24 protein-coding genes are annotated in these 20,872 nt (G+C 55.8%); 10 read left to right on the top strand and 14 right to left on the bottom strand.

Features of this window, described 5'->3' with window-relative positions:
• Positions 1-2 precede the first annotated feature (2 nt).
• The 6 genes from FHP24_RS26485 to FHP24_RS28870 form a co-directional block, all read right to left on the bottom strand.
• Positions 3-1,163, bottom strand: a complete 1,161-nt coding sequence (locus FHP24_RS26485; RefSeq protein ID WP_246091953.1) for an alanine racemase — start codon at positions 1,161-1,163, stop codon at positions 3-5.
• Entirely contained in the window at positions 1,160-1,921 is a 762-nt protein-coding gene (locus tag FHP24_RS26480; protein WP_139679242.1) for an ABC transporter permease, read from the bottom strand. Before FHP24_RS26480 ends, FHP24_RS26485 begins: the two co-directional genes overlap by 4 nt.
• Before the next feature lie 13 nt (positions 1,922-1,934).
• A complete protein-coding gene (locus tag FHP24_RS26475) occupies positions 1,935-2,609 on the bottom strand; it encodes an ABC transporter permease (RefSeq protein WP_139679241.1) in 675 nt (224 codons plus the stop codon).
• Positions 2,606-3,415 carry an ABC transporter ATP-binding protein gene (locus FHP24_RS26470; RefSeq protein ID WP_139679240.1) on the bottom strand — a complete coding sequence of 270 codons (810 nt, stop codon included), beginning with the start codon at positions 3,413-3,415 and terminating at the stop codon, positions 2,606-2,608. Before FHP24_RS26470 ends, FHP24_RS26475 begins: the two co-directional genes overlap by 4 nt.
• A 91-nt stretch (positions 3,416-3,506) precedes the next feature.
• Positions 3,507-4,409, bottom strand: coding sequence for a helix-turn-helix domain-containing protein (locus tag FHP24_RS26465; protein ID WP_139679239.1), 903 nt, complete (start codon positions 4,407-4,409; stop codon positions 3,507-3,509).
• Between the two features lie 334 nt (positions 4,410-4,743).
• Positions 4,744-5,136: a helix-turn-helix domain-containing protein gene (locus tag FHP24_RS28870; protein WP_180356136.1), complete on the bottom strand. Its 393-nt coding sequence runs from the start codon at positions 5,134-5,136 to the stop codon at positions 4,744-4,746.
• Between the two features lie 487 nt (positions 5,137-5,623).
• Here FHP24_RS28870 and FHP24_RS26455 point away from each other — a divergent pair, with 487 nt between their 5' ends.
• Positions 5,624-5,836 carry a helix-turn-helix domain-containing protein gene (locus tag FHP24_RS26455; RefSeq protein WP_139679270.1) on the top strand — a complete coding sequence of 71 codons (213 nt, stop codon included), beginning with the start codon at positions 5,624-5,626 and terminating at the stop codon, positions 5,834-5,836.
• On the opposite strand, the gene FHP24_RS26450 is transcribed toward FHP24_RS26455, so the two are convergent.
• Positions 5,800-6,072, bottom strand: coding sequence for a helix-turn-helix domain-containing protein (locus tag FHP24_RS26450; protein WP_139679237.1), 273 nt, complete (start codon positions 6,070-6,072; stop codon positions 5,800-5,802). The genes FHP24_RS26455 and FHP24_RS26450 overlap by 37 nt on opposite strands.
• A 129-nt stretch (positions 6,073-6,201) precedes the next feature.
• On the opposite strand from FHP24_RS26450, the gene FHP24_RS26445 reads away from it, so the two are divergent.
• The 6 genes from FHP24_RS26445 to FHP24_RS26420 all read left to right on the top strand — a co-directional run bounded on the left by FHP24_RS26445 (position 6,202) and on the right by FHP24_RS26420 (position 12,368).
• Complete coding sequence (locus FHP24_RS26445) at positions 6,202-6,987, top strand: IclR family transcriptional regulator (RefSeq protein ID WP_139679236.1); 786 nt, start codon at positions 6,202-6,204, stop codon at positions 6,985-6,987.
• Entirely contained in the window at positions 6,899-8,173 is a 1,275-nt protein-coding gene (locus FHP24_RS26440; protein ID WP_342782361.1) for a Xaa-Pro peptidase family protein, read from the top strand. Before FHP24_RS26445 ends, FHP24_RS26440 begins: the two co-directional genes overlap by 89 nt.
• Positions 8,170-9,402 carry a threonine synthase gene (locus FHP24_RS26435; RefSeq protein ID WP_139679234.1) on the top strand — a complete coding sequence of 411 codons (1,233 nt, stop codon included), beginning with the start codon at positions 8,170-8,172 and terminating at the stop codon, positions 9,400-9,402. The genes FHP24_RS26440 and FHP24_RS26435 overlap by 4 nt, the downstream gene beginning before the upstream one ends.
• Before the next feature lie 73 nt (positions 9,403-9,475).
• Positions 9,476-10,435 (top strand): tripartite tricarboxylate transporter substrate binding protein, encoded by a 960-nt coding sequence (locus tag FHP24_RS26430; RefSeq protein WP_139679233.1) that lies wholly within the window; start codon positions 9,476-9,478, stop codon positions 10,433-10,435.
• The gene (locus tag FHP24_RS26425) at positions 10,432-10,863 is read left to right on the top strand and encodes a tripartite tricarboxylate transporter TctB family protein (RefSeq protein ID WP_139679232.1); all 432 of its coding nucleotides are present in this window, start codon (positions 10,432-10,434) and stop codon (positions 10,861-10,863) included. Before FHP24_RS26430 ends, FHP24_RS26425 begins: the two co-directional genes overlap by 4 nt.
• Before the next feature lie 2 nt (positions 10,864-10,865).
• Positions 10,866-12,368 carry a tripartite tricarboxylate transporter permease gene (locus FHP24_RS26420; RefSeq protein ID WP_139679231.1) on the top strand — a complete coding sequence of 501 codons (1,503 nt, stop codon included), beginning with the start codon at positions 10,866-10,868 and terminating at the stop codon, positions 12,366-12,368.
• Here the strand turns inward: FHP24_RS26420 and FHP24_RS26415 are convergent.
• On the bottom strand, positions 12,365-13,393 hold the full coding sequence (locus tag FHP24_RS26415; protein ID WP_246091952.1) for a PLP-dependent cysteine synthase family protein: 1,029 nt from the start codon (positions 13,391-13,393) through the stop codon (positions 12,365-12,367). The genes FHP24_RS26420 and FHP24_RS26415 overlap by 4 nt on opposite strands.
• Complete coding sequence (locus FHP24_RS26410; protein ID WP_180356135.1) at positions 13,390-14,091, bottom strand: GHMP family kinase ATP-binding protein; 702 nt, start codon at positions 14,089-14,091, stop codon at positions 13,390-13,392. The genes FHP24_RS26415 and FHP24_RS26410 overlap by 4 nt, the downstream gene beginning before the upstream one ends.
• A 710-nt stretch (positions 14,092-14,801) precedes the next feature.
• Between FHP24_RS26410 and FHP24_RS26405 the strand changes: the two genes are divergently transcribed.
• Positions 14,802-15,413, top strand: a complete 612-nt coding sequence (locus tag FHP24_RS26405; RefSeq protein ID WP_139679229.1) for a hypothetical protein — start codon at positions 14,802-14,804, stop codon at positions 15,411-15,413.
• A gap of 36 nt (positions 15,414-15,449) precedes the next feature.
• Here FHP24_RS26405 and FHP24_RS26400 read toward each other — a convergent pair whose 3' ends face one another.
• From FHP24_RS26400 to FHP24_RS26380, 5 genes are all read right to left on the bottom strand, one after another.
• Positions 15,450-17,432 (bottom strand): relaxase/mobilization nuclease domain-containing protein, encoded by a 1,983-nt coding sequence (locus FHP24_RS26400; RefSeq protein ID WP_139679268.1) that lies wholly within the window; start codon positions 17,430-17,432, stop codon positions 15,450-15,452.
• Positions 17,398-17,781, bottom strand: coding sequence for a hypothetical protein (locus tag FHP24_RS26395; protein WP_139679228.1), 384 nt, complete (start codon positions 17,779-17,781; stop codon positions 17,398-17,400). The genes FHP24_RS26400 and FHP24_RS26395 overlap by 35 nt, the downstream gene beginning before the upstream one ends.
• Positions 17,782-17,785: 4 nt before the next feature.
• Entirely contained in the window at positions 17,786-18,190 is a 405-nt protein-coding gene (locus FHP24_RS26390) for a hypothetical protein (protein WP_139679227.1), read from the bottom strand.
• A 4-nt stretch (positions 18,191-18,194) separates the two neighbouring features.
• The gene (locus tag FHP24_RS26385; RefSeq protein ID WP_180356134.1) at positions 18,195-18,944 is read right to left on the bottom strand and encodes a ParA family protein; all 750 of its coding nucleotides are present in this window, start codon (positions 18,942-18,944) and stop codon (positions 18,195-18,197) included.
• 66 nt (positions 18,945-19,010) lie between these two features.
• The gene (locus tag FHP24_RS26380) at positions 19,011-19,421 is read right to left on the bottom strand and encodes a hypothetical protein (protein ID WP_139679225.1); all 411 of its coding nucleotides are present in this window, start codon (positions 19,419-19,421) and stop codon (positions 19,011-19,013) included.
• Positions 19,422-19,549: 128 nt separating this feature from the next.
• On the opposite strand from FHP24_RS26380, the gene FHP24_RS26375 reads away from it, so the two are divergent.
• The gene (locus FHP24_RS26375; protein ID WP_139679224.1) at positions 19,550-20,224 is read left to right on the top strand and encodes a hypothetical protein; all 675 of its coding nucleotides are present in this window, start codon (positions 19,550-19,552) and stop codon (positions 20,222-20,224) included.
• A 17-nt stretch (positions 20,225-20,241) separates the two neighbouring features.
• Entirely contained in the window at positions 20,242-20,871 is a 630-nt protein-coding gene (locus FHP24_RS26370) for a thermonuclease family protein (RefSeq protein ID WP_139679223.1), read from the top strand.
• Position 20,872: the final 1 nt, after the last annotated feature.

Here is a 20,872-nt window from a genome sequence, read left to right as displayed (position 1 = left end):
GCTTAGAGGTAGATTTTCGGGATGTGATCCCGAAGCAGGCCGTAGAGCCCGACGACGTCCGTTCCCCATTGGAATGCAATCTCTTCATGGGTGATCGTTTGATCTCCCTGTTTTCCGAGCAGTACGACTTCATCGCCAAAGCGAGCGTCAGGGACATCGCTCAAGTCGATCCGAATGTGTTCGAGATGGCTGGGTGGTAGAAGTCGCGCACGTCGTCCTCTCACGAGCGCGGTGATGTTTGGCGGGAGTTGCCTGGGCAGGCCATCTCCCCATCCCATTCCGATAACGCCAAGCAGCATTCCTCGACGCAATCCGGCAACATCTGGAACGGTCCCAAGCGATCGATCCGTGCGCTTGACCGATACCAGCCGTGTGCGAACAGTCTTCAGCGCAGGTTGCAAAGGCATTGAGCGAGGCCCCTTGGTCCCTTCCGCGACGCCGAAGAACAGAGCCCCCGGATCGACGGCATCAAAGTCCATCTCCGGATGGTTCAACACGCCGTCAGTGCTCGACATCATGACGAGTGGCGGGCGAAGGCCACGGCGTTCCGCGCGCGTGACGATCGCACGCATCCTGCCGAATTGTTCTCGGGCAGCCCGCGTTCCCGATGTTGGAAGTTCGCTCATATGGGCGTACATGCCCTCTACGCAAACCCGAGGATCATCCGCGGCCGCTGCAAGCAATTCACAGACAGACAACGGCGTCGCTCCGGCACGGAAAAAACCCAGGTCGACCTTGAGGAACACACGTAGCCGCCCGATAACCGATCTCCATTGCCGCAATTCGTCGATACTCGAAATGCTGACCGTCAGACCAAGCGCGTCAATCGTTCGGGCCGCGGCTATGCCTGAGCCCGGATAAAGAAGAACTGGATTTGAAACGCCTTCGCGTCGGATCGCAATCGCATCCATTAGCGATGCGACGGCAAAGCCATAAGTACCTTCACTTGCGAGTGCGGCGGCGACCGGTCCTGCACCGCAGCCATATCCGTTCCGTTTCAGACAGGCATGGATTTTTACGTGTCCGCCAAGATGTGCTCGAAGCTGGCGATAATTATGCCGAATTGCCTCCAGATCAATCTCGTAGCAACTTCCTCGCAAGGTTGCATCGTCGCACATAACTGTCTGGTCGAGGAGCGGCCGTGAATTTAGCATCGTCGTCATCGCGACACACTCCCTCGCAAACGCGGGCGTAAAGTTGCGATCATCTCGGCAAACCAGAACATTCCAGTTTGGGCATTGCGCTGCTGATGTTTCGCGAGATGCCGCTCGAGGTGCGCAAAGGCGTATGAGATCACCAATGTGATGCCGAGATAGATAACCGCTGCAGAGATGAAGACCTCATAGGGAGAGAATGTCTGCGCGACGATCTTTCGTGCGGTGCCTGTCAACTCCATCAATGTAATCGTGCTTGCAAGCGAGCTTGCCTTCAACATCAGCACAACTTCATTGGCATATGCAGGCAATGCGAGCCTGATCGCAGCCGGCAGAACCACTCGCCGCGTTCGCAACGCATAGGACATGCCGAGCGCCTTAGCTGCCTCGACGTCGCCAAACGGAACTGCCCTGATCCCTCCGCGAAGGATCTCGGTCGTGTAGGCCGCATGATTGAGCGAAAACGCAATCAATGCACACCAGAATGGCTCCCTCAGAATGAACCAGGCGGCACTCGACCTTATCCAATCCATCTGGCTTGCTCCGTAATAAACGAGGAACAGCTGAATGAGCAGCGGCGTGCCGCGAAACACGAATGTGTAGGCGAGGACGGGAAAGGATAGGAAAGCCGTCAACGACGCGCGCATCAGGGATAGTGGTAATGCAATAAAAGCGCCAAGGATGATCGAGGCTATAGTCAGTTTTGCCGTAAGGACCATGCTATCGGCGAGCAGCGGCAGCACATCGAGGATGAGCGACAGGTTCATGATTATTCTCCGATCACGCGGTGCGAATGCCGCGATACGAACGTCTCTCGAGGGCTGCGAGCGCAACAAGCGATATTGAGGTGAACAAAAGATAGACCAGGGCAGCGGCCGAATAGAATGTCAGCGGGTCATGGGTCACTCCAGCTGCGACGCTTGCCTTGCGCATCAGGTCGTCCAGCCCGACAACCGAGATCAGCGCCGTGTCTTTCAGAAGAGTGAGCCAGAGATTTCCCAGGCCGGGCAATGCGTAGCGCCACATCTGCGGCAAAATGACGAGGCGCCAGATTGATATCCTCGACAACCCGAGAGCCCGGGCGGCCTCGATCTGTCCGGCCGGGACCGCCTGGATGGCCGCCCTGAATACTTCGGTCGCGTAAGCCCCGAACACTATCGTCAGCGCAAAAACACCTGCAGCAAACGCATCGACCTCGAGATAGCGGCCGAACAGGGCCGAGAGTGCGGCCGTACCTGCGAAATACAGGATTAGGATGATGAGAAGTTCTGGGACACCACGCACAATCGTTGTGTAGGCGCCAGCAACTGATCTTGTCGCTCGCGAGCTTGCGCGTTTTGCAGCAGCCCCGCACAGACCGAGGCCGATGCCAAGCACGAGGCTGGCCGCCGCGGTTTGCAATGTCGTAACGGCGCCGATCGCGATCTGGTCGGCAAATCCCTGCATGTTCATCATGACCGCAGGGCTCCGACATGGGATGCCAGGAACTGCCTCAGCCGCGGCGAGGACGGGTCTTCGAAGACGGTGTCTGGGCTACCTTCCTCTTCGACCTGACCCTGATGTAGAAACATGATGCGGTCAGACACCTGCCTGGCAAAGCCGAGCTCATGCGTCACGACGAGCATTGTCCGCCCCTCCTCGGCCAGAGCCCGGATGACCTTAAGGACCTCACCCACCAATTCGGGATCGAGCGCTGATGTAGGCTCATCAAACAGCAGGATCTCCGGCTCCATCGCCAGCGTCCGCGCAATGGCGATCCGCTGCTGTTGCCCACCGGAGAGATGCGACGGGTAGGCATTGCGTCTATCCGCCAGCCCGACCTTAACGAGCAATGCCTCTGCGCGTTCGATCGCCTCGCCCCTGGAGAGGCCGAGAACGTGGACCGGCGCTTCAATGATGTTGTCGAGAACCGTTTTGTGGGACCAGAGGTTGAATGTCTGGAAGACCATGCCGAGCCGGGCACGAAGCGCATTTATCTCCCGCTGTCCTGCAACCCCTTCCCGCATCCTGACATGCCGACCTGACACCCAGACTTCACCGTCAGTAGGCGCCTCCAGAAAGTTCAGGCAACGCAGGAATGTGCTCTTCCCTGATCCGCTGCTCCCCAGGATTGAGATCACGTCTCCGCGCCGGGCCGTCAGAGATACGCCTCTTAGAACCTCGACCGGGCCGAATTGTTTCTTGAGTTCGATGACGCGCAATGCTGGTTGCACGTCATCAGCGGTCGCGCGAAATACGCCGACACTCTGTTGAATAGTCATATTGCCCCTCGGTTGTTTTTCCGAGGATGCCTCTGCTACGCAAGTGCGCGCTTGTTGCTAATTGATAGGGCTGTGGGATCCGATCAAGAAATCAGTCGCTGGCCTTGCTTGGCCAGCTCGCCCTGTAGGCAAGCGGGGTCATTCCAACTTCGCGCCGAAAAATGTTGGAGAAATGGCTGGAATCGGAAAACCCTGATGAAAGTGCGATTTCAGTAATCGTCATCGCTGTGTGACGCAGGTGGTCCTTGGCCCGTTCGATCCGACGTCGAATGATAAACGAGTAAGGCGAGCAGCCCATAGACTGCCGGAACGCCCGACAGAAATGCGGCACGCTGAATTCCGCCATGCTCGCAAGGTCCGTCAAGGAAAGGTTGTCTGCAAGCTGGTCGTCGATCCTGTCGATCACGCGACTGAGAAGTGCCGGCGCAATTCCGCCCTTCTTTGGACTTTGCGCGAAACTCCGTTTTCGCATCAGTTGTGCGAATATCGTCGTGACATAACCTTCAATCAGCATCGTACCCGCGGGATTCTTGTCATCGATCTCCGTGCCGATCGCTCGGGCAGCATTCATGATGATCGGGTCCTCGAAGCCGAGATCTGGAACAAGCGATGGCAATACCTGCGTCGGTGATTGCGAGATCAGCTGTGATACGAAAGACGGATCGACGCTGATCGATAGATAAGCTGCGGTCGGTGCACCGGCCTCCCAGCCGCTCCAATGGCAGCCGGCCGGCACGAACAGCACTGCGCCGGGCTTTCGAGGCACAAAACCGGCATTCTTTCCGTCAATAAAATATTCTCCTTCCTCCGACGCTCCCTTCAGATTGAGAAGAACAAGGTGCCGTTTGGAGGTAAACGACGTCTCCTCCTTCTTCAGCCCACTTCGCTCAACGAGATCAGCCTGAGTGTATCGCCATGTCCGGGAGCGACGCGAAACGGTTCGACAGGCGCCCTGCTTGAAAGTCGATTGTAACGTCTGGCCATTCGTTGCCATTCTTCGCCCTCACCACACGACGGAAGTAATACCGATGGTTCGTTCCGGACCGTCTCGATCAGAGTGTCCATATGCTACGCTAAAGCGGGCTCAATGCCAGAGGTCTGCCATTCTTGCGCCTGCCTCAGGGCTCTCGACAGAGCGGCAGATGATCGTCTTTATGAAGGGAGGCGATAGCTGCTAGGCGTGCTACCCGCTGCCCCAATCACAGCTATCCCAATAATGCTAGGTTACCCGCAACCGCAAGGCATAAAGGTCACACCACGGGATCGAAAGCGACTAGATCGTGAGTCGCTTGGCACGCGAAACGTCGATTTGATGAACAATTGCGGCATCAGATCGGCTCACGCGAAGAGCCAGATATCGGAAGCGGAACAGATAAAAGTTGTCCACGCCTAATTGCCTCGATGACAGTTGAAGTTCTGTTAGAAGTTCCCAATCGCTCTTTGCAATTGCGAACATGCTGATCCACGGTCGCCTCAGTGATGCCCAGGATAGAGCCAATTTCTGCTGACGATTTTCCAATTGCCAGAAAACTGCAAATCAACCTTTGTCGATAGGTCAGGATGTAAGTTCCCGATGAATTCTTCAATACTCGGAAACGTTGAAAGGCAATGAATGCGCCCGCCTCAAGAAGCATCGTCGCCGCGGCGCTATCATCTCTCCGTTGCCCGAAATAGGTGACAATTCCCAAGCGTCCGTCAGACTGCGGCAGGGGTACAAACATGACGTCTTGGTATCTGGCCGTGTTTATCGCAACCTGTTCACGATTCTCTGATTGAGTCTGCTTCGATAGGCTGGATGTGTGGAGGGTAAGGGAGCCTGGTAACAGCCCGATCCACCGATATCTTAGGTGCAAGGAAAGCCACCGTCGCGTATCTTCAATGGGCCAGTCGTCTGGCCAGTACTCAGCGAGTGTCTCGTGCGGTGGTTGGTCGGAGGAGATTGGAAGCGTTTCAGAGATTGAAAGCGCCTTAAAGCCAAAGCGGCTTCCGAGCTGGTATAGAGCACGAGCGACTTGCTTAGGTTCGTCTGCCTGGGTAATCGCCGAGTTGAAAATCCTGAATGGGTCCGGGACGCATCGATTCATAAATCTCTCCGTGCTCAAATGCCGTCACGCTACCCTCGGATTGGTGCGACGAAAATGACTATCTGTCAGATTGCCCACTATAGTAGGTGGAGGGCTGTCGCACCGTTTGGAAAATACGGGCGTGATGAGATTGAGAAGCATTTTCGCCCGTAATCTGCGTTTGGCCCGACATCGATCCGGGTTGTCGCAGTTTGAGTTAGCCCAAATGGCAGGGCTTGATCGCAATTATGTTGGAAAGCTGGAAAGGGAGGAGAGCTCCCCGACAGTCGACACGATCGAAGCGTTAGCTATTGCGCTTGACTACGATCCAGAGCGGTTCCTAACCTTTTTCGAATGAGCTGCCGGAAGGTCCGTTGTGGAGGAATCGGGCGAACTAATTAGGTCGATAATCGTTACGCCCAATTCCTGAGCAATCCTTTCAATCGACGAGATAGTAGGATTAGAGCGGCCGTTCTCTAACTCACTCAAATAAGCGCGGGTAAAACCACTTCGGAAGGAGAGTTCCTCCTGGGTAATACCGCGAATCTTGCGGATTCGTCTAACGTTTTTGCCGATGGTGATACGCGTCTCCATCCGGCGATGCTGCAGAAATGTAAACTATATCACGACACGTTATACCCGCCATTTTCACTTGACAGCACGCAAGCTCGACTGACTTAATCTCCTAAAAGGAACATTGTACGCATATACGGAACACACGACATGCAAGGAAACTTGTCTCTCGAGCGCGGTCTCGCGGTCCTGAGAGTAATAACAGCGGCGGAAGAGCCGCTGGGAGTCCGTGAGATCGCTCGGCGCAGCGCTCAGAGCCCGTCAAGCATTCAACGGATACTGAACACTCTCACTGAACAAGGTTTTGTCGACCAAGTCGTGGAGACCCGTCGCTATCGCTCCGGACGGGAGATCCTGAACCTTGCCCGCAAACTTCTGGATCAGGACGAACTCATCGCACTGGCGCGCATACAGCTGAAACGCTTGGCCGATGATCTGGACCTGAACGCCTTTCTCGGCGCGCGGCGCGGCACAAAAGCGATCTATCTGGACGCCTTGCAGAGCAGCGGCTCTCTAGTAATACGCGCAACACCTGGTGAAAAAATGCTTCTTCACTCGACTGCGTTAGGCAAGGCGTTACTGATGGACGACACCGATGACAACGTCCGTCAGCTCGCCATCGATGAACCATTTGTTTCGAAGACGCCTCGTACGGTCACCGACGCCGAGAAGCTGATCGATCAGCTTCGGCGTGCCCGTCAGGTCGGATACACGACCGCGCTCAACGAAAATATTGCTGGCGTATTTTCAATCGGAGCGCCTATCCGGGATCCCTCAGGCGCCATTGTCGCGGCACTCAGCTTCGCATTCCCGCGCGCGCTCCAGCCACGCCTTTCTGTTGCCGAGCTTGGCGGGCGCGTCGCGCAAGCCGCGAACAAAGTGCTGCGCGGTGATGAGGCACCGGCCAGGTTCAAGGAGAATAAAGATGTTGCTTAATCAAAATCGACTTTTGCGAGAAATGGATCACTGCGGCTTCGATGCGATCATCGGTACAGCAGCAGAAAATGTAACCTACCTCTCAGGCTTCTGGGCATTGCCACAGTGGATCCGGCCCGGCCCGCAGGCCTACGCGCTTCAGTCCCGCAAGGGCGATGCAGTTGACATGTCGAGCATCATAACAAGCAGTGGAACACTCGATCTGGTTGCCGACCAGGATGTCACGGTCGAGCGAGTTCGCCGCTATGGCGAGTTTTCCTTTCAGGCCGGGTCTAACGATAAGCTTGACCGGGCCAGCCGCAAACTTATGGCGATGCAGGCCGGGACATGTTTTGCCCATCCGATCGAAGCGCTGGCGGCTGAGATTAAGGAGCTCTCGCTTGAAAGATCCCGGATCGGTATCGACATAGACGGCCTCCAGCCGGGCTACCTTGAGAAACTGAAAGCATCGGTGCCTGACGCTCATTTCGTCGATGCGACATCCACGCTCCGCAAGGTTCGCACGGTCAAGACGTCGGAAGAAATCGCGCGATTGCGCCGGGTCGGGCAGATTGCTGAACAGGCGGTTGATGCCGCACTTGGGGCGGCCCATGCCGGCATGACCGAAGTGGAAATGGCACGCGTCTTCCACACCACTACAGTCCAAGCCGACGCGGTCCCGGTGCTTGGATGTATCGGCTTCGGCGAACGAAGCGCCTTGATGAATGTGCAGCCATCCGATCGTGAGCTACGACAGGGTGATGTTATCCGGTTTGATGTCGGAGGCCGCTACAAGCACTACAGAGCCGATATTGCCCGTATCGCCATGTTCGGTCAAAATTCCGAAGCGGTTAATCAGCTTTACGCGGCACTTCGCTCTGGTGTCGAACTCGGAGCACGGCTGGCACGTCCGGGCGCCAAGGCGAGCGAGGTGTTCCTGTCCGTATGCGAAGAGGTTCGCAGATGTGGCATCGCCAATTACCAGCGCAATCATGTCGGACACGGAATCGGACTAGATGGTTATGACGCACCTCTACTATCTGCATCAAGCAAAGACGTGCTCGAAGAAGGAATGGTGATCTGCATAGAGACACCATATTACCAGATTGGCGCTTACGGCCTGCAGGTCGAGGATATGTTCGTCATCACCGCAGAGGGTGCGGAAAGGTTGACCGATGCCGGGCCGCTCAAGGTGATCGCACCATGACGACACTTGGTTTCACCCTCACCTGCTTACGCTGCCAGCATGTCGTTCCGGCGACTTTCCCGATCACCTCGGAAGGATGCCCGCTTTGCTCCGCTACCGCACCGTCCAATTTCAAGGCCACCTATCCGATCCATTGGAACCTGAACTTCTGGCATCCCGGCACGGTCCCATCAATCTGGCGATACGCGGCAATGTTGCCCATTTCGCCTCAGCATCAGGAAACACTTGGTGAAGGTTTGACGCCGCTCTCGCCCCTCTCAAGACTGGGACCAGCGCTTGGTGTTCCCGATCTGATGCTGAAAGATGAAAGCCGCAATCCAACCGGCTCCCACAAGGACCGGTTCTCGGCTGTCTTCATCTCCTATGCTCGCCAGCGGGGATACAGCACCGTCGCGACTGCAAGCTCTGGAAATGCTGGTGCGTCGCTCGCAGCCTATGCAAGCAAGTCCGGTATTCGCTGTGTGGTCGCAACGACATCTGACGGCCCGCGGGCTATGTCGGCACAGATCGATGCGTTTGGCGCGACCATGCTTCCCTTTGCTCAGAAGCAGGATCGATGGCGATTCCTCGCCAAGGCGTCAGTTGAGAACGGCTGGTTGATAGCATCCCCATTCCGCGCGCCGGTGATTGGCAGCCATCCCGTTGGTATTGAGGGCTATAAGACGCTTGCCTATGAGCTCGTCGAACAATTGGGCGGCAAAGCTCCGGACTGGTGCGTGTTGCCGGTATGCTATGGAGACGCTCTTGCTGGGCTGTGGCAGGGCTTCGTGGATCTGAGCGGGCTTGGCATCATCAACAAACTGCCGCGCCTTGTAGCAGCCGAAGCGTACGGCTCACTCGCGCAAGCCTTATTTAACGGACGTGATGACGTGGCAGCGGTGCCACGAAGCTTCGAGACCGTAGCGGTGTCGATTGGAGCGACGCAAAGCAGCTATCAGGCTCTGCGTGCGATCAAACAATCCGATGGCATCGCCTGTCCACTCACGAACCTTGAGCTTTTCGAGATGCGTTCCCAGCTAGCCAAAACCGAGGGTGTTTTCGCCGAGCTGTCGTCGGTCGCTTCTCTTGCCGCAATCCGCAGGCTTGCGATGAGCGGGCAGATTTCAAGCGGCGACACCGTCATTGCAGTCACTACTGCGTCCGGTCTGAAAGATCTCGATTTTTCCGACTCCGCATCGAAGCCGAAAGTGGTCTTCAGATCGCCACAGGAGGCAATGGCCGTACTCTAACAGATCGCAATGCGCCGCGGGGAAATTTGCGGCTACAGGCAGAACTTCAAGAACAAATAATAGGGAACCGATAATGGACAGACGTCAATTTTTAATCGCGTCGGGTGGTGTTTTGACCCTGCCGACATTTGCATTCTCACAGCCGATCGAGACGCCCAGCGAAAGTGCGACCATCGTGGTTGGATTTTCGGCAGGCGGAGCCGGTGATCTCGCTGCGCGAGTTGCCGCGGAATATGCCAAGCAGAATCGCAACTATCCGGTTGGCGTCGAATTTCGTCCCGGCGCCGGTGGCACGATCGCAACCGATCAGGTGCGGCGCGCGCCGGCAAACGGATCTGTGCTATCGCTTTATTCGGCGAGCCCGATATTGGTTGCTCCTCAAATCCAGAACCTTCCTTACAATCCACTGTCAGATTTCACCTACATTACCGCCTTCGCCAACACTGCGATACCTGCCTTCGTCCGTGCCGACAGTCCGTTACAGTCGTGGGCGGAACTCCTGGCCTTTGCCAAGGACAACGCTGGCAAGTTACGGTGGGCCACCGCTGCACCACGCGGCATGGCGCATATCGCAACGGAAGCGGCCTTCCGTCAGGAGGCGGTGACAGGCGCATTCGTACCGTTTTCCGGTGGTACTGACGCGATTACAGCGTTGCTGGGGGGCCATATCGATATGGTGGTAGCCGCAGATTTTGCCCCTCATCTGCGCGCCGGTAAAGTGCGGCTATTGGCAGAAAGTGGACCGGATCCTATCGCCGGCCATCCCGATATCCCCACATTCAAGCAACTTGGATATCCGTTATCTGTTGCCAGCTCGTACGGATTGTTCGGTCCCGCTGATCTTCCGAAGCCCATTGTCCGCTTCTGGGAGCAGGCAATACAGGACATGCTTGGAACCGAGGTTTACGGAAAATTCCTCACCACGCTGGGCGGCCAGGAGACGTACGAAGATAGCGATGCATTGACCGCATCCGTGAAGACGAATTTCACAGACATCGGAAAACAGATCGAGCTGTTGGGGTTTGCAAGATGACTCCGTCAAAAATAGTCCCCGCATTTCTCATGGTCGCAGCGCTTGTCGCAGCTGCCAGCTCATTATCCCTTGGTATCTGGTCATTCGGAGCACCCGGTCCGGGCCTGTTTCCATTGGCGGCATCGGTCATCATGATCGTTGGCCTTTTGCGCAAGGTGATCAAGACGTCCCACACGCATGAGAGTGACGACGCCACCGATTGGGTCCGCTTTCTGCAATACTGCGTCGCGATCGTAGGTTTTGTCGTCGGCGTTCACCTCCTCGGCACCGGCCCTGCCATCTTCCTGTTCATTGTCCTTGTCCTCGGCCGGATCGAACAGGTCGGATGGATGCGCTCAACCGCAATCGCAGCCATTGCGGCTGCTACGAGCTGGAGCGTGTTTCATAACCTGCTCTCCGTTCCGCTACCGCAGGGCATTTGGAGTTAGATATGGACGCGTTGCTTAATCTTCTGCATGGCCTTTCCATCGCTATTGAGCCCACCAATCTCGGTATTGCACTGGTGGGTGTAATTGTCGGGACTGCGGTCGGTGTCCTGCCGGGACTCGGCCCGACGGCGACGGTGAGCCTGCTTTTGCCGATCTCAATTTCGCTGAACCAAACGGCCGCGATCATTCTGCTTGCGGCGATTTATTACGGTGCCATGTATGGTGGGTCGATAACTTCGATCCTTATCCGTGTGCCCGGTGAAGCGGCCAGTGCGATCACAACACTCGATGGTTACGCGATGACCTCGAAGGGACGGGCGGGCGCGGCACTTGGGATGTCAGCCTTTGCCAGTTTTATTGCAGGCATCGCCGCGACACTCGGCATAGCCATTGTCGGACCCTCTTTCGCCGAAAAGGCGCTGAGTTTCGGTCCCATAGAACGCACAGGTCTTGTCCTGTTCGGCTTGACCTTGGCCGCTTCGGTCGGCAACGGATCGCGCAGCAAGGCGTGGACCATGGTCGGACTCGGACTGTTGCTTTCGACCTTCGGCGTCGACCTCGTCTCGGGCGAGGAGCGCTTCACATTTGGAAGCCCAGACATGCGAGACGGTATCGATATCGCAGTCCTCGCGATGGGCTTGTTTGGTGTCAGCGAGGTATTGGCATCAGCCGAGAAGAAGTTTGCAGGCCAGTCGAACAAATTGCCGAGCTACCGCCTTCGCGACCTATTACCAGATCGGCAGGAATGGAAGGCGTCCGCTGGACCGATCACGCGAGGATCAGCTCTCGGTTTCCTTCTGGGATTGCTACCAGGTGGTGGCGCATTGATCGCGAGCTTCGCAAGTTATGTCATGGAAAAGAAGCTTTCCTCAACACCGGATCGCTTTGGGAAAGGCGCGATCGAAGGCGTAGCCGGCCCGGAAAGTGCTAACAATTCGGCGGCGCAGGCAAGCTTTATTCCCCTTCTTTGCCTAGGCATCCCAGCCAATGCGGTCATCGGGGTGATTATGGGCGCCCTTCTCATGCAAGGTGTTACACCTGGACCGGAGTTGCTCAATCTGCATCCCGATCTGTTTTGGGGAGTCGTTGCCAGCATGCTCGTCGGGAACGCCATGCTTGTCGTCCTCAACGTTCCGCTTGTTCGCTTCTTTGTATTGTTGCTGAAGGTGCCAGAGGCGGTTCTAACGCCGCTCATCTTAGTCTTCTGCACTATTGGAGCCTTCAGCATCAACAACAGCCTGTTCGACGTTGGGGTCATGATTACCAGCGGTTTCGCTGCGCATTTGCTGCAAAAGGCCGGATACGAACTGGCTCCGCTTCTGTTGGCTTTTCTGCTTGGCTCACTTCTAGAACAAAACCTGCAGCAAAGCCTGATCATCAGCACCGGTGACTATTCGGTGCTTGTGCGCAGTCCGATCAACGTCGCCTTTCTGATGGCGACCGCCGCGACTCTTCTATGGCCATTGCTGTCGGACCGGGTGCACAAGTCAAAAATGTCGGTTTAGGTGCGAGACATAACCTGAGCGAGTGATCGCCGTGCCCAAACGAAACTGGACCAGTCGGCATCATTTCCGGCTGGTCCGAGCTGTGCAATCAATGGGCCGGGAGATATGCTTTCCGTTGACAGATTGACGTCGCCAAGCTGATCGATTGCATAAACTGTCGACAAATAGCGATAACCTTCGTCTGGAAGCAGGAACACCGTTTTCAGTTGTGGATCTCTCCTTGCAAACCAGTCGGCGACTAGAAACGCCGCACCACTTGTCGGGCCAGCGAATATTCCATGCGCACGATAAAGAGCGAGTGTTGCCTGATGGGCGAGGTCGGCTCCAACCCAGTGCACATGATCAATCAAGTCGTGGCGCAAATTCTCCGGGACGATGCTATTTCCCATACCTCGGACCCTCCGTGGTGCCGGGGGCTGCCCGAATAAAACGCTACCATAAGTATCCACAGCCACAACCTCCAGCTCCGGAAATGCGGTTCTCAAGAAATGCGCGGTCCCACTAATTGAGCCCCCCGAGCCAACGCTTGCCACCAGCCGGTCCACTCGTCCGATTTTGCGGATTATCAGACTGGCGACCGAGGCATATGACATCGGATTGTGAGCATTCGCATATTGGTTCGGCCAAAAGGCGGTCAGATCCTGTGAAAGCAATGTCCTCACTACGTCAAGCCGCACTCGCTGATTTCCGCTTTTGTTCGGATCTTCGGTCACGACGACTGTTGCACCTAAAAGCTTTAATCGATGTTCGAAAACATCATCGACTAGGCTGTCTGCTGTGACCAGAGACAGGCGATATTGTCGGGCCGCGGCAAGCATGGCCAACGCCAGGCCGAATGTGCCGGAGGTCGTTTCGACGATGTGCCCGCCGGCCCGCAACTCGCCAGTTTCCTCAGCGCGATCAAGCATGAACCGCGCTGGTAAAAGCTTCATCAGGGAAAAAGCGAGACCCCAAAGGTTCGGCCGAAGTCTCGCCACCCGTGGACTTTCATATTCCTGAAGCTTCGACCTCGCGAAGCCGTTCATGACCATGCTCGAGGCGCTGCGAATACGTCAAACTCTATAACTTTGCCAAACCCCTCTTCATGTAAAATGCGGCGCCCTGCATCTACCTGATCTCTCTCGCCCGCACCAAAAACCAAGCCAGCCACGTTACCGCTATGGGCGACCTGGACTCCGAGCGCCCCCGAGATTCCGCTTATTTTCACTATGTCGGCGAACCTTGAGATTGGCAGATGTCGCTGGTTCATCTCGGCGCTGACTGAGCTGACACGGCCCAGGGCGGCAGCGTCACCTGAGCGAATGGCACGAGCTGCAAGAGCTCGAAGAATGGAGAAAGTCTCTATCTCTTCAGGTGAGTATCGCGCTGGAGCGAATTCATCCGTAGCGACTGGTGGATCGCCTGTGTCAAAGCCGACGATAACTAGGCGAGGATAGTCACCCTCAAAGGTCTCTATCAGGGCGCCAGAACGATGACCGAACAGGACCGGTTGGTCGCCATAAGCGAGGGAATCGCTTGCAATTTCGGCGTCGACGGCGATTCTTGAAACCGTGTCGCGGGGAAGCACCAATTGTGCGAAATCTGCGACGGCGCGAATTGTTGCGATAACGTCTGCCGTGGACGAGCCGAACCCTGAGCCCGGAGGAATATTGCTGTCGATGGTCAGATCGCCGCCAATGATAGATTCTTTAATGAGCTTCAGAGTGAGCTCCGCGGCCTTCACGGCTTTCGTGCACCACGCAGGGCGGACGGTGACAGGTCCTGTCTCACGGGGCCAAAAACTCGCATGGCTTCGGTAGATTGGGCACGGGACCGTCAGTAATCCGCGCTTGAGGTGGTGGACATCGTCGGCGAAAACACCTTGCAGAAACTCTCCGTGGTGACCACAGCAGCGCCCGACACCGACTTTCGTCGACGAAATGGATTCATCCGATATAGGCCGTCTGTTCCTCATCTTCCGCGCTCCTTTTGAGCGTATATGATGGGCGGACGGCGAACAAATTGGGATACTTACTTTCCCGCATGACCGCCCACTATAGGCGGGAATCCATATAGGCTGACTGCGCGAAGCATTGATGTCGAGCTGTTACTAGATATACGGTTAGAGATGTAACGGTGATCGAACACGCGCACTTCGAAACTCTAGAAACCGCGTTATCTCGAGCAGCTAAGCGCAATTCTACGGGGGACAGGCCCCCGCCAAAACTGCTTCTTATTTCTAACTCATAGCCATACAGCCTCGATATTTTTCCGGCAGCAAGAGACACAAGTAGTCCCGAGATCCTGCAGCAAAGTTAGCCCTTGGGATCGCAACACGGCAGCTTACCCACTCCACTTGGGATTGGTCTTCTCTGATCACGCCAAAAATCTGCAGGCAAACTATTTCTGACTACCGCCAGGAGGCAAAGCTCAGAGGGCTTTGATTTCAGATATATGACAGAAGAGCATAATGGTATTTGTATATTCCGGGATGTTGACGCCACAACCCTGCTCATATTCGAACGAGATGGAACTCTACTTCCTAGCGATCGGCGCGGAAGCATTTTCCTAAGCGACATAAATGCAGAGATCGTCGAGGTTGCGCGACAAATCAGAAAGCTAGGTATTCCCTTCGGCTTTATCTCTGGCAAAAAAACAATGGAACGCAGTACACCGAGCAAGTCTCAAGCTGCCGCGCTCATAAAGATCCTCGACCAGATACTGAGTTCCGGCGATGCGTCCCCGGACTTCTGGATGGCGTGGCCAACCTCGCCTTATGGATCGACTGTTGGGCGTCGAGACGATGGCTTGCAGATGCTATCAAGGGCGATGATTATGGAGGTAATGCGATGGTATGCAGTGGAAAAGACGAGCTGCGTGTTTGTCAGCAGCTCGCCGGAAAGCCTCATCGATGCAGCAAAACTGGGGGTCAGGACGGTTCGCTACATCCCTCCGATGGCAGCTAAGTTTCCATTCGTGGAGCGATCGCAACCTAATGAAAAATCATCACACAACCGAAGAGCGGAAGAGTTATTTGAAAAGATAGCAAACCTAGCCAGCTTGTAAATTCCTTTAAATAGACTCAAGCTGAGCCATCGAGACCTATCGACCGCGCTCGCTGTTTCCATCCTGCGGGGAGCGCAACTTGGTTGTTTTCACCGTATGGCGCTCCTTCGGCTGCGACCGATCCTTGTCATGCCCCATGGTGTCGGCACGCGCGATACGCGATGCATCAACCGAACGATCGTTTGAAGTCTTGGTGATATTTTCAAGCTCAGCGACATAGTCGCGTCCTGCAGCAGACTTCGTATCAAGCGCTCCTGATTGGCGAGGGGCATCGCGATCGCGGTTTTTCGTGACACGCGAATCGAGTTGCAGACCAACAACCTTGCCTATGATTTTGGTTGCCTGCTCAAAGATCAGTCGATCGGACGGGTCAGTAATCTTCGCAGCAGCTATTACCGCTGTATTCGCCAGTGTTTGCTTGGCAGCCTTCGCCTGAGCGGCGTTGATCGGTGTAGAACGTAACATGTTTTCCTGCCCTTTCTCTCGTGTTGAATCGCGCCCTTTCTGAACTGCAATTTCAAGCCGTTGGTACTCGCGCTGCAGCCCCACTGAGAGATCTTGGCTTAATTCGCGGACGGTGCTCGGAGCGGTCCGGTCTCGCCCAAGACCATCAAGCATTTCGATCACACGTCCGACAGAGCGGCGGGTTTGTTCAAGCCTTCGTTTGGCATCCTCGCGGCACGGCGCCGTAGGTTTATCCGAGATTTTCGAGACCACTCTATCGATCACGTTGGACGGAGCAGTGGCCCCCATGCGCTGAAACATCTCCCATTCCCACCGTTTGATCGGCGGCGGTCCTGCGCGTTCCAGCCGCTTCTGGCGGTCGATTGGTATCCCTCGATCACGGGCCTTCTCGGCGAAGCGAAGCCGCCATTCCGTGAAATCCCGGATGTTCGGGTTCAGGGTGCGACCTGTTGCGCTTCGCAGCGCCACGAGTACATGCAGATGCGGATGCTTCTGCTTGTCAGATCGATTGTGGACGGCGTAAGCGAAGCGGTGGCCGGCAAACTGCTCTCTCAGGAAATCCCGGCCAGCCAAAACGAATTGGTCGCGATCAACATTGGCTGGGCCCGATAACAGGAGATGCATGAAGTCGCGCGGCTGGCGCGTTTGAAGAAGAGATCCAACCAATTGACCATGCTTCGTCAGTTCCCGGTGATCGGCTGTTGTCAGATCTCTGCGTTCGACACTCTGTTCATAACGGCCGCTCGTCCCCGGCCTTTCGACGACCTGCGTTTTCGTTGAAACCGTCACCTCCGCACCATTGCGTTGCATGGCGTGGAGCGTGGCCGTAAAGCCTTTCGGTCCCGACGAAAAGTCTGTCGGGTATCGCGAAACAGGGACTATACCCGCACTACGCATTGCCATGTTCAAGCGATGGTCAATCACATGCGCAGTGTCGATATCGGCGGCAATACGATTTCCTTGGATTCGATGGGATCGATTCTTCTTCTCGTGCGCAATGACCAACGCGAATTGTAGCCTCGTCTGCCCATTCACCCCGTCGCTCACGCTGAAAGCGTAGGTCCGATCCGTATCACCTTCCCGATAGAACCCTTCGTCGGCAAGCAAGCGAAGAGCATGCGCAACCTTCCAGCGATTAGTATTCTCCAGTTCGTAGGTGATCCGCAGAACATCGTCGCTACCCTTTCGACTGCCGAATTCCCGCTCCCAAGATCGCACCGCAGCGTTGATGTCGGTGACTTCCGCGCCATCCTGATCGCGAGCTTTCTCCTCCTTGCTTTGATAGACAAGAACGTTCTTTGCTGAGCGTGCCCCTGCCCCGTAAGATAAAACCTTTACGACGACAGCATTATTTCCAGTTGCGCGACTAAATGCCGAAGCCGCGCCCGCGTTCCGGCTTATTCTGACCGATCTAGCCGCTGCATCCGAGCGCTTTTTCGTTTCTCCGCCGCCACCTCCACGTCGACGGTTCTCCTCCTCGATCAGCTCGAAATAGCTCGGCAGCGTTCGGTCAGGCGATCTAGATATGGAACGACCTTTGGATCGATCGGTCATCATGCCTCCTGATAAGGTCAGTGATAAAGCTCGAAGGGCGCACGAAGCTAGCATCCCGAATTGCGTCCAATGTCGCCATTATGGCCTTCAGTTCCTGCATGATTGCAGCCCCGTCCAACGAAGATTCCTCAAGGAAGTCCTCATTGCGCAAAGCAAGCTCCCGAAGGAACTGATGCATGTTCGCGAGTTGGCGATCATGTTCTTCGAGCATCACGGGGATCCGCGTGACCTCTCGCGTGACGATAAGCTTCGCTATCATGTTGGCGGATAAATCAAAACGCTCTGCAACCTGATCGAGACCGACACGAACATGGCCGGGCAAGCGGAACATGATGGCTGGTTCTCGCATGTGCCTACAGCCCCCTTGCCTCCAAGGCTTCCCGGATCAAGCGATGCGTAGCCGAAGAAAGTTGCTCATGTTTTTCGAGCGAGACCCGAAAGACTTTTGTCAGGATTTCGTCGTCCAGATAGAGAGAAACGCGCTTCCTTCCAGCACCGTGCCCGCCAGCCTCTGTTGAGCCCTTCAGTGTCGACATCTCATTTCGACCTCTTCGATCGTCGTTGGTTATAACGGGCAAACGACGGTTTTCGGTGTCAGTCTGATCTTCATCCAGACCGCCCGTGTCCGGCAACCATGCTTCGAGATCGATACTCGTCGGCATATAAGAGGTCGCGGCTTCTTCGACCACTTCGGCTCGTTCGGCCGTGGCCGGCGACAAAGCCAGGATGTTTCCGGCTGCTGTACGTTCTCGTGACATGGACCTAGGCCGCCTCTGCCCGCAGGAGACCGATGAACTCGTTGTTAATCCGCTTCACGAGATCGATCGCGTCGAGAACACTTTCCGAAGCCCGGCGCTTGGCAGATGGCGTGAGGCCTGAATTCTTCTCTATGGTGGCCAGTTTGGAATAGAGCGACCCGAAGCCTGCACCGACGTCGCTGAAGTGATTGCTTTTGCGTACGACCGTTTCCACCATGGGAATCCTACCGTTGGTCAAGATTGCGTGGACCTCGGGAAGCGAGCGGTTGTGCTTCAGCGCAATCATATCGACGTAGTTCCAGATCGCGGCGAAGGGAATTGGACCGGACGCTCGCTTTTTCGAGATCTCTCTTAGGATGGTTGCAACCTTGATGGCCGATGTCGCGGCAGTTGGTTCGGGAATGATCGGAATGAGAATGGCGTCACACTCATGGTAGACCTCGATCGCCCGTTGGTGGACATAGCCACCGACGTCATAAATTCGGATGTCAGCTTCGGGCGCTTCCGAGAGGCGCTCGCGGAAGCGGTCGCCCGGGGCGACGCGCAGGTGGAGCAAGGTTCCATCGGTGGGCAGCAAGCCGCGCTTCATCGAAACATTGTACCAACGTGTCGCGGACTCCTGCTCGTCGCAGTCGATGAGAAGCGTACGATGTCCCTGCTGGGCAAACTCAGCAGCGAGATTGACATTGAGTGTCGATTTCCCCGCACCTCCTTTAAACGTTGAGATGGCCAATGAGATTGGTTTGATTGCCATCGTACTCCTCATTTCGTTGCAGGTGATCGTGTGGCGCTATCAAATTTTCCACGCCGACGACAGCGGTCAATCAAGGTGACCGAATGACTTCTTGAATTTCGCGCGGCACTCGTCTTGCTGCCGTGTGAAAAGGGCAGCGGTATAAGCCTCGTCATCAAGGTCTCGCTGACTTTTCGTAGGCGGACGGCCGGGCCAAACAGCGAGAATGGGTAGACAAAGCAGCGTCCAGGACGTGATTGTAGCAGCCTTGAACCAGGCCGACTGATCATAGAGGTCGGAAGCCGATTGCCAGAGCGTCAGCGTCCAGTCTGAAGGCAGAAAGACGTATGAAATCGCCAGGACGATCCAAAACCCCACGAAGCATGCCAGCATAAGAAACACTGGCGCCACAACCACGAGACATGCAGCCAGTGCGAGAAACCAGATCACGCGGATCGGGAACGTCAGGATAGCGAGAGCCGTTAGCAACGCTGCCATGTGCGCCTCTTCATTGATCAAGATGAGTGACTGTCACAGTCGTACCTCAAATTTTTCCAATTGACCACACTTTCACTGCAGTATAATTTGATGCATGCTCGAAATCTCGACATATGACGGATCCAAACATGGGATATGACGCGCAACTTCTCAATCTCACGGCGTTTAAGACAATTTCTCTTGCTACCGGCGCGTTTCCGCGTCCACGACGGTCAGAGATCTTGGACGCGGCGTCAATGGTCGCTCAAATTTCTTATCCTGCAGAAACAGATCTTATTCGGGGAATGCAGGCACGCCCCTGCGCGCCATCAATTGCGCCGGCGCTCGATACTGAAAACGAAATGGTGGAATTGGCGACAGGCGGAAGCGCGAGCATTGCGACGGAAACGCTAAGAGCCGACGGGGCGCGACGAGGTCTATCGGTGGCAGCCATTCGAAGCGCTCACAAAGGCGCAGCGCGCTCGACACTTCTGAATGTGGGCATGACCACCGCTCTCACTGATACCGAAAATGGAGCGCAAAGAGATTCTCTGCTTCATAAAGAACAACGGAGGCAAGGCACAATTGCGATGCACTGTGTTCTGGGCCTCTTCACTGAAGGTGAATCTGACTTTACCAAATCTGAGGTAGCGATCGAGGCGAACTTTTCCATTGAGGCTCGGCGCGCTGGCGTTTCGCTTGCATTTGCCGAGGAAGGGCATGAGGAGAGCCTCGCACGTCGGGTGAGAGAGGGTATTTGGTCGATCGCGCAACTCGCACATCCCCGCGGGGAATGTGGCCACTTCGGGCCGTCAATGGATTGATGCGGATGGGAAACTTGATGTTCATCTTCACTATTTTCGCGTCCGGACTGTATGCAAGCATCTACCTGCTCCCATCTATCACCTCGGATGGTGCCCACGCCGGGCAGCCAGTCTCTCGTCCGATCACCATGATCCAGGCAACTCAGGCGGAATTCGATTTGACGTCAAGCGAGAGAGCCACCTCCCTCCTCGCCCCATTTCCGACCACCGCACAATTCGAGACCGGTGACACCTGGGTGTCAGACGGCCGTCGATATCGTCTCTATGGAATACAGTCCTGTCTCAGAGGAACTCGTGTTACAGCTGCGAACGGTATGGCTCGCGATTGCGGCGAGCTGAACATCATTATGACACAGGCGATCATCAGGGATACAAGACCCGTCTGCGAGACCGTCAACGACATTGATCAGAACAACGCAGTCGTCGTTTGCCAGACAACAACTGGTGAGCATCGATACGATCTTGCAACCTATCTAATTGCGCAAGGTTGGGGATTTGCAGCATTCGACGATAGCGGCCAGCTCGTCGTGCCTGGCTACAGGGTAGCCGAAGACAGCGCCCGGTCAGCTCGCGCGGGCCTCTGGGCATCATCCGATCTGCCTCATCCAATTTCCGTTTTGCAGCAGCAGGGGGATGGTCAGCGATGAG

The organism is Aliirhizobium smilacinae (assembly GCF_006335145.1).
In the GTDB taxonomy this organism is placed as follows: Bacteria; Pseudomonadota; Alphaproteobacteria; order Rhizobiales; family Rhizobiaceae; genus Neorhizobium; species Neorhizobium smilacinae.
This window is presented reverse-complemented; position numbering and strand designations above follow the sequence as displayed.

What these genes read in the sequence shown, in the direction of transcription:
- FHP24_RS26405 (WP_139679229.1), top strand. Translation starts at nt 14,802, where the DNA reads ATGACAGAAGAGCATAATGGTATTTGTATATTCCGGGATGTTGACGCC.
- FHP24_RS26450 (WP_139679237.1), bottom strand. Translation starts at nt 6,072, where the DNA reads ATGGAGACGCGTATCACCATCGGCAAAAACGTTAGACGAATCCGCAAG.
- FHP24_RS26445 (WP_139679236.1), top strand. Translation starts at nt 6,202, where the DNA reads ATGCAAGGAAACTTGTCTCTCGAGCGCGGTCTCGCGGTCCTGAGAGTA.
- FHP24_RS28870 (WP_180356136.1), bottom strand. Translation starts at nt 5,136, where the DNA reads ATGTTTGTACCCCTGCCGCAGTCTGACGGACGCTTGGGAATTGTCACC.
- FHP24_RS26435 (WP_139679234.1), top strand. Translation starts at nt 8,170, where the DNA reads ATGACGACACTTGGTTTCACCCTCACCTGCTTACGCTGCCAGCATGTC.
- FHP24_RS26475 (WP_139679241.1), bottom strand. Translation starts at nt 2,609, where the DNA reads ATGATGAACATGCAGGGATTTGCCGACCAGATCGCGATCGGCGCCGTT.
- FHP24_RS26415 (WP_246091952.1), bottom strand. Translation starts at nt 13,393, where the DNA reads ATGAACGGCTTCGCGAGGTCGAAGCTTCAGGAATATGAAAGTCCACGG.
- FHP24_RS26380 (WP_139679225.1), bottom strand. Translation starts at nt 19,421, where the DNA reads ATGGCAGCGTTGCTAACGGCTCTCGCTATCCTGACGTTCCCGATCCGC.
- FHP24_RS26385 (WP_180356134.1), bottom strand. Translation starts at nt 18,944, where the DNA reads ATGGCAATCAAACCAATCTCATTGGCCATCTCAACGTTTAAAGGAGGT.
- FHP24_RS26485 (WP_246091953.1), bottom strand. Translation starts at nt 1,163, where the DNA reads ATGACGACGATGCTAAATTCACGGCCGCTCCTCGACCAGACAGTTATG.
- FHP24_RS26370 (WP_139679223.1), top strand. Translation starts at nt 20,242, where the DNA reads ATGTTCATCTTCACTATTTTCGCGTCCGGACTGTATGCAAGCATCTAC.
- FHP24_RS26420 (WP_139679231.1), top strand. Translation starts at nt 10,866, where the DNA reads ATGGACGCGTTGCTTAATCTTCTGCATGGCCTTTCCATCGCTATTGAG.
- FHP24_RS26375 (WP_139679224.1), top strand. Translation starts at nt 19,550, where the DNA reads ATGGGATATGACGCGCAACTTCTCAATCTCACGGCGTTTAAGACAATT.
- FHP24_RS26455 (WP_139679270.1), top strand. Translation starts at nt 5,624, where the DNA reads ATGAGATTGAGAAGCATTTTCGCCCGTAATCTGCGTTTGGCCCGACAT.
- FHP24_RS26400 (WP_139679268.1), bottom strand. Translation starts at nt 17,432, where the DNA reads ATGACCGATCGATCCAAAGGTCGTTCCATATCTAGATCGCCTGACCGA.
- FHP24_RS26395 (WP_139679228.1), bottom strand. Translation starts at nt 17,781, where the DNA reads ATGCGAGAACCAGCCATCATGTTCCGCTTGCCCGGCCATGTTCGTGTC.
- FHP24_RS26465 (WP_139679239.1), bottom strand. Translation starts at nt 4,409, where the DNA reads ATGGCAACGAATGGCCAGACGTTACAATCGACTTTCAAGCAGGGCGCC.
- FHP24_RS26425 (WP_139679232.1), top strand. Translation starts at nt 10,432, where the DNA reads ATGACTCCGTCAAAAATAGTCCCCGCATTTCTCATGGTCGCAGCGCTT.
- FHP24_RS26480 (WP_139679242.1), bottom strand. Translation starts at nt 1,921, where the DNA reads ATGAACCTGTCGCTCATCCTCGATGTGCTGCCGCTGCTCGCCGATAGC.
- FHP24_RS26430 (WP_139679233.1), top strand. Translation starts at nt 9,476, where the DNA reads ATGGACAGACGTCAATTTTTAATCGCGTCGGGTGGTGTTTTGACCCTG.
- FHP24_RS26390 (WP_139679227.1), bottom strand. Translation starts at nt 18,190, where the DNA reads ATGTCACGAGAACGTACAGCAGCCGGAAACATCCTGGCTTTGTCGCCG.
- FHP24_RS26470 (WP_139679240.1), bottom strand. Translation starts at nt 3,415, where the DNA reads ATGACTATTCAACAGAGTGTCGGCGTATTTCGCGCGACCGCTGATGAC.